Origin of the sequence: Limimaricola litoreus (assembly GCF_024159025.1) — a bacterium.
In the GTDB taxonomy this organism is placed as follows: Bacteria; Pseudomonadota; Alphaproteobacteria; order Rhodobacterales; family Rhodobacteraceae; genus Limimaricola; species Limimaricola litoreus.
On record NZ_JAMYXC010000029.1, the window covers coordinates 51,929 to 66,575 of the forward strand.

Consider the following 14,647-nt stretch of genomic DNA (forward strand, 5'->3'; position numbering starts at 1 on the left):
GGCGATGATCGAGAAAGATCCCGATATGGACAGAGTCCTCGACCGGATTGCAGGCTGCGGAACCTATGAGTGGCATGTCCTCGAGAACCGGCTTGTCTGGTCCGAAGGACTGACAAAGCTCTACGGCCTTCGCCGACCGCCTTCCACGGAGCGGGGCTTCCTGCAACTCGTGCACCCTGAGGATCGGATACGGATCGAGGCCGAGATATCGAGCTTTCTGGAGACCGGAGACAGCTACGAGCACGAATTCCGGATCGTCCGTCCCGACGGGCATGTGCGCTACATTCACGACCGTGGCACCATCGAGCGCGACGCCGATGGGCGGGCCCGATTTCTGCATGGCCTTAATGTCGATGTGACCCGGGCGCGCGAGATCCAGGTCATGGAACAGGAGACCCGCCTCGGCACGGCGCGGGGCATCGGTTTCTACGAGTATGATGTGGCGCAGGCGAAGCCCTGGTGGTCCGAGGGGATGTTTCGAATTCTCGATCTGCCGCCCGATCGGGATCTCGATCTGGACCGAATTACTGAAGAGCGGGTTCACCCTGAGGACCGCGATCGCCTGCGCGGTTTGCAGTATTCGGCGTATCGCAGGCTGGGCCCCTTCGAGATCGAGTATCGCTTCTTTCAGCGGGACGGCGAGGTTCGGTGGATCAGGGACCGGGGAGAGACCGTGGGTGCCCTGGACCCGGCCAACGGCATGGCCTGGCGCATACGCGGCACGATCACCGACATCACCGAGAGCAAGCGGACCCATCCCGCCACCCCGGCGGGTTCGGAAACTTTCCGCCAGGTGATCGAAGGGGCGCCCTTCGGCATCTGCGTGATCGATGCAGACTTTCGACTTGTGCAGGTCAGCGCGGGAGCAAGGGAAGCGTTCGGTGGGATCGATGCCTTGATCGGCCGCGATTACCGTGAGTTGCTGCGCTCGATCTGGTCCGAGCCCTTCGTGTCGGATGTTGTCGCCCGCATCCGGAACACGCTCGATACCGGCGAGACGTATCGCGACCTGCTTGCGCAGGAGCATCGACGGGACCGAGGTGCGGATGAAACCTACGCATGGGCGTTGGAGCAGATCCGTTTGCCGGACGGCCGGCCCGGGGTGGCCTGCTACTTCTACGACCTGTCCGACCGCACCGCTCAGGAAGCGGTATTGCGCGAGAACGAGGAGCGGCTGCATCTTTCACATGAGGCCGCCAACATGGGGGCGTGGGATCTCGACCTCGCCTCCGGCGACGTTATCTGGACTTCGATGCTATACGAACTCTTGGGGCTCGACCCTACCACGCCGGCATCGACGAACCTGTTCTTCGAGATGATCCATCCTGAGGACAGGGAGACAGTCAAATCAGAACTCGAACGTTCTATTGAGAGCGGCGGAAACTTCGATGCCATGTTCCGGGTTCGGCGGCCTGACGGAGACATCCGACATATTGCCGGGCGAGGCCGGGTCATACGGCATGACGGCAATCGCCCAGTCCGGATGATTGGTGTCAACTTTGACGTCACCGAGCGGCATCGTATGGAACGGAAGGCCCGCGACAGCGCCGAGCGGTTGCGGCTGGTGCTCGACAACGCGCTCGCCTTCATCGGCTTGCTCGATCTCGAGGGGCGGATCGTGGAAGCGAACGCGATGGCGCTCGAAGCGGGCGGGGTCGGTCGTGACGAGATCGTCGGGAAGTTGGCTTGGGAGACATATGGATGGTCCTACGATCCCGAGGTTGCCGACCGGCTGCGCGCCTCCATCGCCCGGGCGGCCACTGGCGAGGTCGTGCGCTACGACGCCGTGGCACGCACTTCAGGCGACGGACGCGTGACCATCGATATGTTGCTGTCGCCCATCATCTACGATGATGGAAGCGTGCGGGAAATCGTCGTCTCCGGCTTTGACGTGACCGAACGCGAGAAAGCCAAGGAGCACGCCGAATTCCTGATGCGGGAAATCAATCACCGCGCCAAGAACACCCTCTCGCTGGTTCAGGCGATCGCCCGGCAGATCTGGCAGACCGATTCCGGTGAGTTTCTGTCCCGCTTCGAGGGCCGGTTGCGAGCGCTGGCGCATTCGCACGACCTACTCGTCAATGATGACTGGAACGGTGTTCGCCTCGGGGATCTGGTGCGCGGCCAGCTGGCGCATTTCGAGGATCTAATCGGCACACGTATCCACCTGCAAGGACCGAAGACGGCGATCACCGCCGAAGCCGCGCAGACGCTTGGCATGGCGTTCCACGAACTGGCCACGAATGCCGGCAAGTATGGCGCGCTCTCGCAGGAAAACGGTCACGTCGACATCATCTGGAACGTCTCCGGCGCGGAGCATGGAGACAGACGGCTAACCGTATGCTGGACCGAGCGGGGCGGGCCGCCGGTCGAGCCCCCCACCCGCAAGGGCTTCGGCAACATCGTGCTCGACCGGCTCGTGAAGGGGGCGTTCTCGGGGGAGGTGGAACTCGCCTATCCACCCAAAGGTTTCCGTTGGCGTTTCACCTGTTCGGATACGTGCCTGTTGCCACAAACCCTATCGGATCAACTGTAACGTGAACAGTGGGTGGCTGAACTGATCCTGTGCCTCGCGGTTGGTGAACCATTCACCAAGTCTGCGAGAGGATCACTCATGCACGCTCTACTGAAAACCACTACGGCGAGCGCTGCGCTTGCGGCGGCTCTTTCTGTTTCTCCTGCCACACTGTCAGCGCAGGAAACCGCAACGGACGACTCCTCGTCGTCTGAAACGAGCACTGCAACCGACACTGCGTCGGCCCCTGACACCCGTGTCGAAGTGCAAGCCAATGTCACCGCCGATGCCGGTGCCGTGGCCGATCCACCGGCCAGCCCAAACGAAGACATGCAGGCGGTGCTCGACAAGCTCGCCGATCTGGGGGCTCAACCGATCTCGGAACTGTCGGTCGAGGAAGCGCGCAGCCAGCCCACTCCTGCCGATGCCGTCATGGCGCTGATGGAAGAGCGGGGCATCGAGATGCCCGAGGATCTGGCTGGGATCGCGACGCGCGACATCACCTATCCCGGCGCCGATGGCAGTGAGATCGATGCGCGCGTCTACACCCCCGCCGAGGGTGAGGGACCGTTCCCGCTGATCGTCTACTACCACGGCGGCGGCTGGGTGATCGCCGGCATCGATGTCTACGATGCTTCGGCCCGTGCCCTTGCTGCCAGCGCAAATGCAGTGGTGGTCTCCGCCACGTATCGACAGGCTCCAGGCGCGATCTTCCCGACGCAGCACGAGGACGCCAGCGCGGCCTATGAGTGGATTGTTGAAAACTCGGGCGCCTTCAACGCCGATGCCGAGCGGCTTGCTATCGCGGGCGAGAGCGCGGGCGGCAACCTTGCGCTGAACGTGGCGATCCATGCCCGTGATGCCGAGCTGATCCAGCCCGACCATGTGCTCTCGGTCTACCCGATCGCCAGCGATGATATGCAGCTGCCCTCTTACGAAGCCTATGCGGACGCCATGCCGCTGTCGCGCGATGGCATGGAGTGGTTCTTCGACAAAGTCTTTGAAGATCCCTCCCAGGCTTCCGATCCGCGCATCGACCTGATCTCTCGCGACGACCTGCAAGGCCTGCCGCCGGTGACCATCGTCAATGCCGAGATCGACCCGCTCCAGAGCGAGGGCGAGATCATGGCCGAGCGCCTTGCGGAAGCGGGCGTTGAGGTCGAGCAGATGACCTATGACGGCGTCACCCACGAGTTCTTCGGCATGGGCACGGTCGTGCCGCAGGCACAGGAGGCCGTGGACATGGCTGTCGCCAATCTGCGCGAGGCCTTTGGGAGCGAGAGCGACATGGATGCCGGCGCCACGACCGATGCGGGAATGGAATCTGGGGAGGGCTCGGAGACGGATGCCATGGCGACCGACGCGCCTGCGGCCATGCAGACAGAAGGCGATACGAACACGGGGACCGATGGCACCGCCGATCCCGCAGACGAGGACGCAACGACGACCGGAAACTGATGGCCGGCCTTCGATCGTGACAATGGGCGAGGCTTGGAACCTCGCCCATTTTTTTGACGAGTGTCCACAAGAAAGGCGGGCAGCAAGAATGCTTCCCGCCTTTATTCTCGCCAAGAATGCATTTACTGCTGAATCACGGCTTCTTCGGCGTTGGTGATATCTTCTCCGGCCGGTTCAAAAGTCAGCCGCTGGGCAATTTCAGGACTATTGCCTGCCATATGCTGTCGAACGGCTTCCTCATAGGCAGCCCGAGCTTCGTCGACTGACTTTTCGCCGGTAATCACATCGTTACCAAGGTTGAGCGCGATCAAATTGGCAAACTCGGAGTGGCAGCGGGCCGAAATCTCGCCCTTGGTGCGCTCCGCAATAATGCTGCCGTCGAACATTGCGAGCTCGTCGAACACATCGGTCGGCACATCGTAGTGTATGAACTGCTGCAACACGTCCTTGTGCGGCGCCGGCCAGTTATGGTCGATTTCATATCCATAGACATAGGTGCGCACGAACGGCCCATTGTCACGCCAGATCAAGAGGGTGTCGGTCATCTCGGCTGGCGCGCCATACTTGTCCCACATCTCCATGGCGGCCTTTTTCGAGGCCTGCGGCCATTGTGCGATATGAGTCTCGAGATCGGCCATGGTCATATCGCCCGCCATCTGGCCGGAACCGATCCCCTCGGCATCCATCTCACCAGAAGTCATTTCCGCAGAGGCAGATTGTTCCGAGCTGTCTCCTCCGGACATGGCTTCGTTGCCCTCGGCAGCGTCAACTTCCGTCGTGGAGCCACTTCCACCGAAGCTCGCGGTCACCACCTCGCCATCTACGGTGACGGGCGTATCAACGTCAGTGTTGTCCGGGCCAAAATCATAGGTTTCATTGCCATTGCTTTCGACATGCAGCATGGCAATGTAATTCTCGGCTTCGGCGAGCGGGTATTCTGTCGTGACAGTTACATCATTGTTTTCGCCTGCGCTGACTGCGGCGCTCCCGATCGACTCGGGCACGACAACCTCGCCGTCCTGAGTGGTGTGAATCACCAGATAGCCGTCCTCCTCAGCCATCACCGAGCTGAAGGTGACGTCCGCACCGTCCACGGTAACTTCAGAGGTGTTGATCATGTTTTGCGCTGCCGCTGGCCCACCGAACGTCGACACGAGTGCTGCGACCGCAGTGGAAGTCAGGTATTGTAGTTTCATTTCGCTTCTCCTGATAATGTCGAAGTCGAACCGAACAACGTATCCGGGCATGAATTGTTCGAAGTTCTCGCGCAGATGTCAGAAATCAGGAGGCTGAGGAAAATACGAATTTGGTCGAATCCTACCATGCAGATGAAGCGTGTTCCTTGGCGCGCAATGGGATACGACCAAGCCCGGTAAATTCGCCTGAATTCTTCAAGCTAAAGGCCACAGTCCAACTTGACGTTATCGAGCGTCGACGGTTGAAATCAGCGCGTTGATCTCTTCGGCAAGAATCCGCGGATGATCCTCGGGTGTGAAATGCAGCCCTCCGTCGATCCGCCGCAGCGGCGCGCCGAAATCCTTGGCGAGCCGCTCGCCATACTCAACCTTCTGGAACTCGTCCGCAGCCCCCCAGACGATCCGGGCGGGGATATTGAGCGTCGGTAGTTGGCTCGCGATGGCCTTGGTATCTTCGACATTCAGTGATTGCGCCTGCCGCACGAATGCCTCTGCCTCACCGTGACGGTTGTAATGCGACGCATGCGCATCGAACGCAGCCTCGGCAGCCGCATTGGTCTCGTGGCCTTTCGAAAACATCATCTTCAGGAGCTGGTGAAAGGAGCCGTCGGGAGCGTGCTTCGCGATGGAGCCCGTCTTCGCGACCGCGCTCACGAGCGGCACCGGCCAAGAATCATAGCTAATCGCATTGGTCAGAAGGAGGCCGCTGACCATCTCCGGATGCCGCACGGCCACGATCTGTGCGACGCCGCCACCAAGGTCGTGTGCTGCGAGGATCGCGCGTTCGATCTTCTGACTGCGCATCCAGGCAACGAGGTAGTCGGCCTGCTTGGCAACAGAGATGTCGCGGCCCTTTCCTTCGGGGATTGAAGCACCATAGCCAGGCATCTCCCAAGCAAGGACGCGACAGCCTTCGATGAGCGGCACGACATCACGCCAGAGGGCCGGGCCGGTGGGAATACCGTGAAGCAGGATGACAGGCTCCCCTGATCCGGTTTCCTCCCAACGCATGTCGATTCCATCAACGTCGGCGGTGTGGCTTTGCATGACGTGGTCCCTCTTCGTAAATCTACATCGCTCTGAAGACCAACCAACACTGCACAACCTCGTTCCTGATGCCTCCCTGAGTAGCTTGTATGCTCCAGTGGGTAGATTGTTTATCGGCCTTCCGATGAGCGATATTATCTTCGGCAGACAAGGGACCTCTTGCCAGAAACGGCCGTTATCACCGGTGACAGAAATGGTTGAGTTTTGGCACATCCTGCGGTGTCGAGGAGGTCCGCTCCGAGCCCTTCCGCGACATCGGTGACAATCGCAGCATCCGTCGAAGACAAGCGGGAAGCGGTCGTTCGCCGCACCTGTCACAAGAGCGAGCGGTGCCCACAAAGCCGTCGCAGATTCGAGGGAGCTACACGGAGTCGTCCGACGGAATGCGACGCCGATGCAATGTCCTGACAGCTGACAGTGAAACTAAAGGAAGTTCTGGCCGTTGTTGCAGCATGGAATTGAATTGCGAACGTCATGGTGCGGGACGACCCTTGCTTATGGTTCACGGGCTCGGGGGAAGTGTCCGGTCATGGGACAGCATCGTCCCGATGCTATCCCATGCGCGCGAGATCGTGCTGATCGATCTGCCGGGGCACGGAAAATCTCCGGCGCTTTTGGGGCGCCAGACAATAGCGGCCTATGCGGACGTGCTCGAGCAGTTCATCGACCTGAATGGGCTTACAGGAGTTGACACAGTCGGCAGTTCCGTCGGCGCACGCTTGGTTTTGGAATTGTCGCGGCGGGGCGTCGGCGGCCACACGGTCGCCTATGATCCGGGCGGTTTCTGGCGGGGCTGGGAAACGGCTTGGTTCCGCTACACACTGTCCGCCTCGGTTCGGCTGGTACGCCGCTTGCGCTCGCGCATTCCGGCATTGTCGCAGAACAGGGCCGCGCGGACGGCACTTCTGATGCAACTGTCGGCGAGACCCGGCACCCTCGATCCTCAGTTGGTCCAGAAAGAGCTGACGGCCATAGCCGGGACCGAAGTATTCGACGCGATGCTGCGCGAGTTGGCGAACGGTCCGTTGCAGGAGGGGACGGCCACACCTCCGGGCCGCGTGACGATTGGATGGGGTCGTAAAGACCGCCTCCTGCTGCCCAGGCAAGCGGAACGTGCTCAAGCAGTCTTCCCTACCGCCCAGCTACATTGGTTCGAGCGATGCGGCCACTTCCCGCAATGGGACCGCCCGACGGAGGCCGCAGAGGTCATTCTGAAGACCGTCGAGGAATGAGGTACGGATAAGTTTGAAGTCATCGCCCGGCGTGCTTGCCAGCCCCGACTTGGAGAACGACGCCAATAACGCAGCGGCAGCTATCTATCTCTTTACAACTCTCGCCCGAGGAACCAGCCAGAGGGCTGAAGAGACAGAAAGCCCCTTTGCCAGTCTGGCCACCCAGCATTCTCGCAAAGTGATGCCTCACCGCCGGCACGGCTTCGGGGTGAGTCCGGACTTGAGGTGTGCTCAACAGTAAGCGTCAGTATCGACCAGCCTCAGCGACCCAGCACTTCAGGGGACGGAGGCCAAACATAAGAGGGCGGATTACGTTGAAAAAGTCGGTCGAGGACGACGGTTTTGCCAGCCATTCGTCGGGGCGCCGCCGTTCCGTTCGGGCAACTGCCCGTCTGTCCGCCTCAAGACGGGTATTCGCCCGCTCAGCTCATGCCGTGGCCTCCCGAAGCACATTCTGGGGCCGTAGCTTCGCAAGTTTCCTGAGGTTCTGAGCGATGGCGGCGAGGAGGAACTCATCCTTGGCGCCGTTGGGGCCACGCAGGCGTAGCCGGGTCAGGCCGAGGATGCGCTTCAGGTGGGCAAAGAGCATCTCTACCTTCTTCCGCTTGTCGCGGGACACCTTGTAGGCCTTGGTCTTGCGACATTCGCGCGCGAACTCGCGTGCTTTCTCGTGCGGCTCACGTGTCACGTATCGCGCCTCCGCTTTCGGGCAGCAGACTTCCTTGGATGGGCAGGCCTGACAGGTGGCCTTCAAGGCACGGTATTTCTTCTGTCCGCCAGCATCCTGCCCCCGGCTTGGATCGGAGTAGTTCCGGCGGAATTGCTTGAGAGCCTGGCCCTCGGGACAGATGTATTGATCGTTCGCTTCGTCCCATTCGAAGTCGGACCGGGACCAGGTGCCATCGGTCCGCTCTGATTTGTCGATGACCGGGATGAAGGGGATGATGCTGCGCTTCTCGACCAGCCATCCGAGGTTCTCGGCGTTGCCGTATGCGGTGTCGGCGGCCAGCCAGTCCGGCCGGATACCGAACCGCTTCTCCGTCCTGTCGAGCATTGTGCGCGAGGCCCCGACTTCGGCCTGGCGGATTGCCCTCGTCGCCTCGACGTCCATGATGACCGCGCTCTTGGTGTCGATCAGGTAGTTGGTGGCATAGGCGAAGTATGGACGGCTTTCCTCGGCGCGGGTCCATTGCGCGGCCGGATCGGACTTCGCCACGAACTTCGGCTGGACAGGCGACGCGGCCCCGAAGGCGGCATCGTCGAGTGTCTCCAGATATTCCCGCGCCGCCCTGTTTCCGACCTCACGTGCGCGCTCCGGACTCCAATCCTCGGCCGCGATCGACCGGACCTTGTTGGCGTCGGCAGAGATCAGGCTCGCATCCACAGCGAAGCCCTCGCCGGACACGAGGTCTTCCTTCAGGCAGCGCTCGACCGTGGCTTCGAAGGCCTGACGCAACAAGTTGCTCTCCCGGAACTTGCCATGGCGATAGCGCGAGAAGGTCGAGTGATCCGGAACCTTCCGCTCCAGGCCCAGTCGGCAGAACCAGCGATAGGCGAGGTTCAGATGGACCTCGTCACAGAGGCGACGTTCCGATCGGATGCCCATGACGTAGCCGATCACCAGCATCCGGATGATGAGTTCGGGGTCGATGGATGGACGGCCAAGGTGGCTGTAGAAGGGGCGCAGCGCCTCCCGCAAGCCGCCGCAGTCGAGAAACAGATCGATCTCTCGCAGCATATGGTTGGCCGGGACGTGCCGCTCCAGATCGAACTCGTAGAACAGCTGCGCCGGAGCCTCCTGCCTGCCCATCATCTCGAAACCCTCCCATCCCCTCAGGATTGAGTGAATCGAAGGACTTGCCGCGCTGCAATACGGACTTTTTCAACAGCATCGGCGGAGAGCCGTCATTCGCTGCACCCGGCTCGAATGTCCGCACACCGGACACAAACCCCCTGACAGAACCCATTGGCCAAAAACGGCCGTTTGTGGAGGAGGGGCACTGCCTGGAGGTCGGCAGGGGCAGGACCCTCCAATAACCCCATCCAGAAATACGATAGTTGTTGAAGGTTTTTGGAGGGAGGGCGCTCGGCGGCGTCTGTATCTTAAAGCCCCGCCGCCTTGGTCAGGTTGATGCGAAAGCGATCCCGATTTTGCTGGTAGCGGCGGGTCATCTCGGCCGAGGCGTGACCGAGCTGCTTCTGCACATGCCGCTCGTCGACTTCGGCCGACGAGGCCAGTCCGGCGCGTAGCGAATGGCCCGCGAACAGTGCGCGGCGCTCGGCCTCCGGCAAATCCGTCCGCAGTCCGGCCGCGAGCGCCGTGCGCTGCACCAGCCGTGCCACGTGGCGATCGCTCAGACGGCGCTCCAACGCGCTTTGTCCGTCACGGCTGACACCAGTGTAGATTGGGCCGAATCGATCTTCGCGAAATGCAGCCAGCGCTCCAATGCATGCACCGGGCAAGTGGCCTCGCTGGAGCCACGGGCGATCTCGACCGCGCGCCAACCTGTCTTGCCGCGCAGCGTCACGAGCGCGCCGGCCTCCAAGATCTCGACCCAGCCGCTGCCGTCGATGGTGTCGTCCTTGGCCCGGTCCAGCCCGACGATCTCCGAACGCCGCAGTGCGCCGGCGAAGCCGATAAGCAGCATCGCCCGATCGCGCAGCCCACGCAGATCATGCGGCAGCGTCGCGAGCATCGCCCGCAGCTCGTCGGGTCCGATCGCCTCCTTCTGCACCGGTGGCCGCGCATGACGGCGGCGGATGCCGGCGAGAATGGAGGCGATGTGTCGGTCGCGACGGTCGAGCCGGAAGCCACGCTGCGTGTAGCCCCAGGACAGCCCTGCCAGCCGGCGCTCGATCGAAGCCACCGAGAGTGCGCGCGCCTTGCCCGACGGCGCGGCGAGGTCGGTGATGTAGAGGCCGATCAGTTCGGGGGAGGGCGGCAGCGGGTCGGCGCCGCGCAGCCGGCACCAGCGTGCGAAGGCGGCCCAGTCACGCCCGTAGGCAATACGGGTGTTTTCGGAGACCGCGTGGTCGGCATAGCCGCGGGCTGTGTCGATGAGGCGATCAAGCGTGCCCGAGCCTGCGATTTGATTGGGCAGGACGAGCGGCGTTTCGGGGTTCTCAGATGATCCTGTCATGCCGAGCAGCATATCACCCTTGTGTCCGATAAGACGGGGTACTGGACGCAATAGAAGACCGCATCCATGCTCATGGGTGCCGTGCCGAGCTTCCATTGACCATGATCTCCCGTATGAGACCGGCAACCGCGCGGTGCGTCTGAACATCAATTCCCGGCCCGATGGCGTTTTCATGCGTTGTCGCTGCGTCTTGCAGGATGCCCAGGATTTCGTGTTTCGGCAGCAGCTGGCGGTCACTGAGCGCAAGAAGGAGCGCCTCGCAAATCGAGAGCGCGGCCATGCCAGAGTAAGTGTTCTGATCAGTCATGCGGGGAAATCCTCTCTGAAAGTGACGCCACCGGACGTGTCGGGTTTTAGTTGAGTGCCGACATGTTGGCATGAAGTGCGGTATGGTGAACTGATCGAAAGCAGCCCTCATGTCTGAAGTTTTGGCTCCATTTGGAAAAGGGAGGAAAGCGTTTGCTGGCCGGTTCATTCGACGCATTCGCGCGCAAGCTCGGCGCCTTCGTCGCCTTGTCGGCGACGGAGCTCGATGTACTGTCACGCCTGCACCGCCGTCGCAGGACCTTCGTGGCCGGGCGCGATCTTGTGCATCAGGGGCAATCCGAGCAGGCCGCCTACATCCTGACATCGGGCTGGGTCTGTTCCTATAAATCGCAACCCGATGGGTCACGGCAGATCATCGATTTCCAGATCCCGGGCGATTTCCTCGGCTTGCGGAGCATCCTTCTGCATACCTCGGATCATGGCATCGAACCGATCGGAAAGATCGAGGCTGCCGAAGTTCTAAGACAGGATCTTCTCGATGCGTTCGCGCATACTCCCCGCTTGGCGACAGCGGTCCTTTGGGCGGCGTCGCGGGACGAGGCGATGGTCGTCGAGCATTTGGTAGGGCTCGGACGGCGCAGCGCCTCCGAGCGCATGGCCCACATGCTGCTCGAACTGGGAGCCCGGCTGGCGCTGGTCGGCATGGGAGACAAGGCTGGCTATGATTGTCCTTTGACCCAGTATCATCTGGCGGATGCTCTGGGACTGAGCGCGGTACATGTCAATCGCGTGCTTCGGCAATTGCGTGAGGAGGGGCTGGTAACCTTCCAGGGCGGCCATGTCGCCTTCAATGATTATACGGGCCTTGTAGCCCTGGCCGAGTTCGACCCGACCTATCTTGATCAGATGGGTCCTCTCCTCGATTGAGAATGCGCGCACGGGGGATATGGGTGTCGATGCCCCCATGAGGTTCTGCCGCGGGTGTCATGCAAGGGGCGTTTGCTGATGCGAGAGCCGCAGCCAGCCCCCGTCCCGCAGGTAAAACGAGGACATGCAGAGCGCCTCATAGATCGTGCTACCTGTCTTGTTCGCCGAGACGCGGTAGGCAAGGATGATCCGGTCCGTATCGCGCGCAAAGCTTCGATCCAGCAAGGCGACGGAGCGCCAATCCGACGCTTGCAGCCAAGCAGTCCAAATGTCGACGCCTCGAAGTGGACGGGTTTGATGAGGAAGGATGAACATCGCATCTGCCGCCGTCGAGGCGCGGGCTTGGAAGAGGCCATCGCTCCAAAGGCTTTCTTCCATTTTCCAAAGCCGCGCCTCGTGTGGTGGGACGGATTTCCGCGCTGACGCCGGAAACGGCCGGAGGTTGGGAAAGGGCAGGATCATTCCCCGGCTCCGGCCAAGCCGAAATACAGGATCTGCGCGAGCGCCAGCAGGATCATGAGAAGCCAGAAAACAGGCAGGGTGGGCTTCGATGGACATCCCGCGACCAGATCGTCATGGCTCGGCGCGGCTCGGGGCCGCAACCGTTCCGGAAGCAGCAGGATCAGTCGTTCCGCCGTGGCACCGTGCTCGCGCTTGAGCGCCGGCACATCGGAGAACCCGGTGAGCAGCCGGTCCAGCCGTTCGCGCGCGACCGATCGCGACAGCGCCGCAAGGCCCGATGCCTCATTTCTCGGATCGAGGCCGAGCCTTGCGAAGGTCGACAAGACGGTCACAACATAGCCGTTCCTATCCTCGCCCACCGGAGCAAAAAGGAACCGGTCGCAGTCGCTCGCGTCGGGACGAAGCAGGTTGGGGTTGGTCATGGAAAAAGCCTTTCGTGCCCCGCAATGGCCCGGCACGGGGGGCGGCATGGCGTGTGGGAAGCAGAGATTGCCAGCCGTTTCGGTGAGCAGCCGGGTGTGGGCTGGCCCAGTCTCGCAGAGATGGCACGCAGCTGCGCTGATGCAGATCAGTCACCTGCTCCGAAACGCTATCTGCAACCGATGCGGTGACGGTGCGAGGGGTCGTCAAAAAAAGCGTGGTCGGCGCTAACACCGGTCAGTCTGCCTCGCCGGGCTGGGCCGTATGGTGCTTCAGTCGATCGGGCGGGGCATCGTCCTCGCCCCCAGACTGACGCAGTCCATGCCAGTTAGTAATTCGGGAGAGTTCCGAGATGACCGTGCGATCCTCCAAGTCGGTGGTGACGTTTACTTATCCGTTCCGCATCTCAGGGTATTCGGACGAGCTGCCTGAAGGCGAGTACGTGGTGGTCGTCGAGGAAGAGCTCCTTCAGGGGCTCAGCTTCGAGGCCTATCGAAGAACGGGCACCTAACTGACCGTTCAGGGCAGGGGGCACCGCGCCGACAGTTCGGAGACGCGCCCGATTACCCAAAAGGCGCTGGAGGCCGCTCTCGATCACGACCGGACGCTTGCTGGAGAAGCCACCGAGCCAGTCGACGTTTCCCCGGCCTGAACCACGCAAGACGGGCCACCGGCCCATCCATCCATCCCTTGGCGCAGGTTCGTTCGTCGACCGTCCTGATCCCTGACGCCCCCTGTTCTCAGAAAAGGAAATGCACGATGTCTTTCAAAGATCTGTCAAAGAAGGCGGAGCAGCCGCCGAAGCCGTCCGAGACCAAGAGCCCGCAACAAAACCAGGCGGCGAAGGATGCCGCCCCGGCACCTGCCGACGCGGCCCATTCGCCAAAGAAGCCTTGAGCCCCGAGGCCAGTCCGGTCCCGTCACGTCCGGGGGCGGGGTCGGACGGAACGGCAAATGCCTCGAAGGAGGCGCTGGACGACATGATCCGCAGGGCCACGGCAACCTTCTCGCGCGCGTTCACGCTCCCCGGCTTCGACGAGATGCTGCCGGCAGGTGAGTACGACATCGAGACCGAGCTGGCCGCCCCGGTGGAGCATCTGAACCCCGATGACTGGAAAGCTTCGGTCCTGGTCCATTTGCACCCACGGGAGTCGCATCCCGGACTGTCGCGCAGCCTGACCGTGTCGCTCGCTGATCTGGAGTTTGCCGCCATGAAGGACGGCCTTTCGGACATGGATTTGAGGTATGCTTTTATCGAGGAGATGCTGGTCGACCCTCTGGTCCGCCTGCTGATGCAGGCCGACGAGATTTCGGAAACGGAACTTCGGCGCTTTTATGCAAGCCCGCCGCCTCAGGAGGTACGAACTGCCGAGGCGGTAAGTCGCTCTCCCGTAAGCAAGGCACTGAGAGCGATGGCCGATATGTTCGCCCTCCAGTCGGCCGAGAACGAGGGTATGCCGATGCGCTACCGCCGCATGCCGAACTGATCGTTCGAAGTAGCGGTGCCACGGATGCCCGGCACTGACCCGATGTTGTGCCGATCAACAGGAGGTAGGACCAAACATGTCTAAGGGACAGAAGCGAAACAACAAGGAAGCCAAGAAGCCAAAGCAGGAGAAAACTCCTCCAGTCGCTCCGTCGAGCGTCGTTCGGACCTTTGCCGATGCGGCATCGCCGAAACTTAAGAGAAAGCACTGAGCCGGTTCCTTGCCGTCGTAGAGCGCATCCCGCTCCAATTAGTGCCGCGCGCAATGCACGGTTTCTGACGCATCCGCGCCAACCACATCGCAATCAGCTTCGAGATCGAAGCAGGAGACCAACATGGCTAACATGAATGTGACGCAATCCCGCAAAAGCATGGGCATTATCGCCGCCGTTCTCATCGGCGTTGTCGTGATCGCCGCCTATCTCTTCGGCTGGTATAGCGGTGATCCCACGGTGGCGATCCCCGCGAACTGAGACGTCCGCAGCCGTTCGGATGAC

The 14,647-nt window shown here is 61.7% G+C and carries 13 protein-coding genes and 1 pseudogene; 7 read left to right on the plus strand and 7 right to left on the minus strand.

All coding sequences use genetic code 11. The features are described 5' to 3' along the window. Positions 1 to 4 precede the first annotated feature (4 nt). The gene (locus NHG85_RS02300; protein WP_253329427.1) at positions 5 to 2,536 is read left to right on the plus strand and encodes a PAS domain-containing protein; all 2,532 of its coding nucleotides are present in this window, start codon (positions 5 to 7) and stop codon (positions 2,534 to 2,536) included. Between the two features lie 12 nt (positions 2,537 to 2,548). Further along, the gene (locus tag NHG85_RS02305) at positions 2,549 to 3,973 is read left to right on the plus strand and encodes an alpha/beta hydrolase (protein ID WP_253329429.1); all 1,425 of its coding nucleotides are present in this window, start codon (positions 2,549 to 2,551) and stop codon (positions 3,971 to 3,973) included. Positions 3,974 to 4,095: 122 nt separating this feature from the next. Here NHG85_RS02305 and NHG85_RS02310 read toward each other — a convergent pair whose 3' ends face one another. Together NHG85_RS02310 and NHG85_RS02315 are read right to left on the minus strand one after the other, a co-directional pair. After that, on the minus strand, positions 4,096 to 5,220 hold the full coding sequence (locus tag NHG85_RS02310; RefSeq protein WP_253329431.1) for a DUF7282 domain-containing protein: 1,125 nt from the start codon (positions 5,218 to 5,220) through the stop codon (positions 4,096 to 4,098). Positions 5,221 to 5,394: 174 nt separating this feature from the next. After that, positions 5,395 to 6,216, minus strand: a complete 822-nt coding sequence (locus NHG85_RS02315; RefSeq protein ID WP_253329433.1) for an alpha/beta fold hydrolase — start codon at positions 6,214 to 6,216, stop codon at positions 5,395 to 5,397. A gap of 497 nt (positions 6,217 to 6,713) precedes the next feature. Between NHG85_RS02315 and NHG85_RS02320 the strand changes: the two genes are divergently transcribed. Next, the gene (locus NHG85_RS02320) at positions 6,714 to 7,448 is read left to right on the plus strand and encodes an alpha/beta fold hydrolase (protein ID WP_256500056.1); all 735 of its coding nucleotides are present in this window, start codon (positions 6,714 to 6,716) and stop codon (positions 7,446 to 7,448) included. Between the two features lie 427 nt (positions 7,449 to 7,875). On the opposite strand, the gene NHG85_RS02325 is transcribed toward NHG85_RS02320, so the two are convergent. The 3 genes and pseudogenes from NHG85_RS02325 to NHG85_RS02335 form a co-directional block, all read right to left on the minus strand. Next, positions 7,876 to 9,261, minus strand: a complete 1,386-nt coding sequence (locus tag NHG85_RS02325; RefSeq protein WP_253329438.1) for a transposase — start codon at positions 9,259 to 9,261, stop codon at positions 7,876 to 7,878. 290 nt (positions 9,262 to 9,551) lie between these two features. Then, positions 9,552 to 10,600, minus strand: a pseudogene (locus tag NHG85_RS02330) (tyrosine-type recombinase/integrase). Between the two features lie 58 nt (positions 10,601 to 10,658). After that, positions 10,659 to 10,895: a hypothetical protein gene (locus NHG85_RS02335; RefSeq protein ID WP_253329440.1), complete on the minus strand. Its 237-nt coding sequence runs from the start codon at positions 10,893 to 10,895 to the stop codon at positions 10,659 to 10,661. Between the two features lie 155 nt (positions 10,896 to 11,050). Between NHG85_RS02335 and NHG85_RS02340 the strand changes: the two genes are divergently transcribed. After that, positions 11,051 to 11,782: a Crp/Fnr family transcriptional regulator gene (locus tag NHG85_RS02340; RefSeq protein WP_253329487.1), complete on the plus strand. Its 732-nt coding sequence runs from the start codon at positions 11,051 to 11,053 to the stop codon at positions 11,780 to 11,782. Positions 11,783 to 11,839: 57 nt separating this feature from the next. Here the strand turns inward: NHG85_RS02340 and NHG85_RS02345 are convergent, their stop codons facing one another. Both NHG85_RS02345 and NHG85_RS02350 read right to left on the minus strand, forming a co-directional pair. Next, on the minus strand, positions 11,840 to 12,244 hold the full coding sequence (locus tag NHG85_RS02345) for a hypothetical protein (RefSeq protein ID WP_253329442.1): 405 nt from the start codon (positions 12,242 to 12,244) through the stop codon (positions 11,840 to 11,842). Continuing rightward, positions 12,241 to 12,666, minus strand: coding sequence for a hypothetical protein (locus tag NHG85_RS02350; protein WP_253329444.1), 426 nt, complete (start codon positions 12,664 to 12,666; stop codon positions 12,241 to 12,243). Before NHG85_RS02350 ends, NHG85_RS02345 begins: the two co-directional genes overlap by 4 nt. A gap of 350 nt (positions 12,667 to 13,016) precedes the next feature. Between NHG85_RS02350 and NHG85_RS02355 the strand changes: the two genes are divergently transcribed. The 3 genes from NHG85_RS02355 to NHG85_RS02365 all read left to right on the plus strand — a co-directional run bounded on the left by NHG85_RS02355 (position 13,017) and on the right by NHG85_RS02365 (position 14,151). Further along, entirely contained in the window at positions 13,017 to 13,175 is a 159-nt protein-coding gene (locus NHG85_RS02355) for a hypothetical protein (protein ID WP_253329446.1), read from the plus strand. A 248-nt stretch (positions 13,176 to 13,423) separates the two neighbouring features. After that, positions 13,424 to 13,561, plus strand: coding sequence for a hypothetical protein (locus NHG85_RS02360; protein WP_253329447.1), 138 nt, complete (start codon positions 13,424 to 13,426; stop codon positions 13,559 to 13,561). A gap of 83 nt (positions 13,562 to 13,644) precedes the next feature. Beyond that, positions 13,645 to 14,151 carry a hypothetical protein gene (locus NHG85_RS02365; RefSeq protein ID WP_253329449.1) on the plus strand — a complete coding sequence of 169 codons (507 nt, stop codon included), beginning with the start codon at positions 13,645 to 13,647 and terminating at the stop codon, positions 14,149 to 14,151. Positions 14,152 to 14,647: the final 496 nt, after the last annotated feature.

Coding starts and splice junctions, on each gene's coding strand:
- NHG85_RS02365 (WP_253329449.1), top strand. CDS start 13,645: ATGATCCGCAGGGCCACGGCAACCTTCTCGCGCGCGTTCACGCTCCCC.
- NHG85_RS02350 (WP_253329444.1), bottom strand. CDS start 12,666: ATGACCAACCCCAACCTGCTTCGTCCCGACGCGAGCGACTGCGACCGG.
- NHG85_RS02355 (WP_253329446.1), top strand. CDS start 13,017: ATGACCGTGCGATCCTCCAAGTCGGTGGTGACGTTTACTTATCCGTTC.
- NHG85_RS02320 (WP_256500056.1), top strand. CDS start 6,714: ATGGTTCACGGGCTCGGGGGAAGTGTCCGGTCATGGGACAGCATCGTC.
- NHG85_RS02300 (WP_253329427.1), top strand. CDS start 5: ATGATCGAGAAAGATCCCGATATGGACAGAGTCCTCGACCGGATTGCA.
- NHG85_RS02310 (WP_253329431.1), bottom strand. CDS start 5,220: ATGCCCGGATACGTTGTTCGGTTCGACTTCGACATTATCAGGAGAAGC.
- NHG85_RS02325 (WP_253329438.1), bottom strand. CDS start 9,261: ATGATGGGCAGGCAGGAGGCTCCGGCGCAGCTGTTCTACGAGTTCGAT.
- NHG85_RS02345 (WP_253329442.1), bottom strand. CDS start 12,244: ATGATCCTGCCCTTTCCCAACCTCCGGCCGTTTCCGGCGTCAGCGCGG.
- NHG85_RS02335 (WP_253329440.1), bottom strand. CDS start 10,895: ATGACTGATCAGAACACTTACTCTGGCATGGCCGCGCTCTCGATTTGC.
- NHG85_RS02360 (WP_253329447.1), top strand. CDS start 13,424: ATGTCTTTCAAAGATCTGTCAAAGAAGGCGGAGCAGCCGCCGAAGCCG.
- NHG85_RS02315 (WP_253329433.1), bottom strand. CDS start 6,216: ATGCAAAGCCACACCGCCGACGTTGATGGAATCGACATGCGTTGGGAG.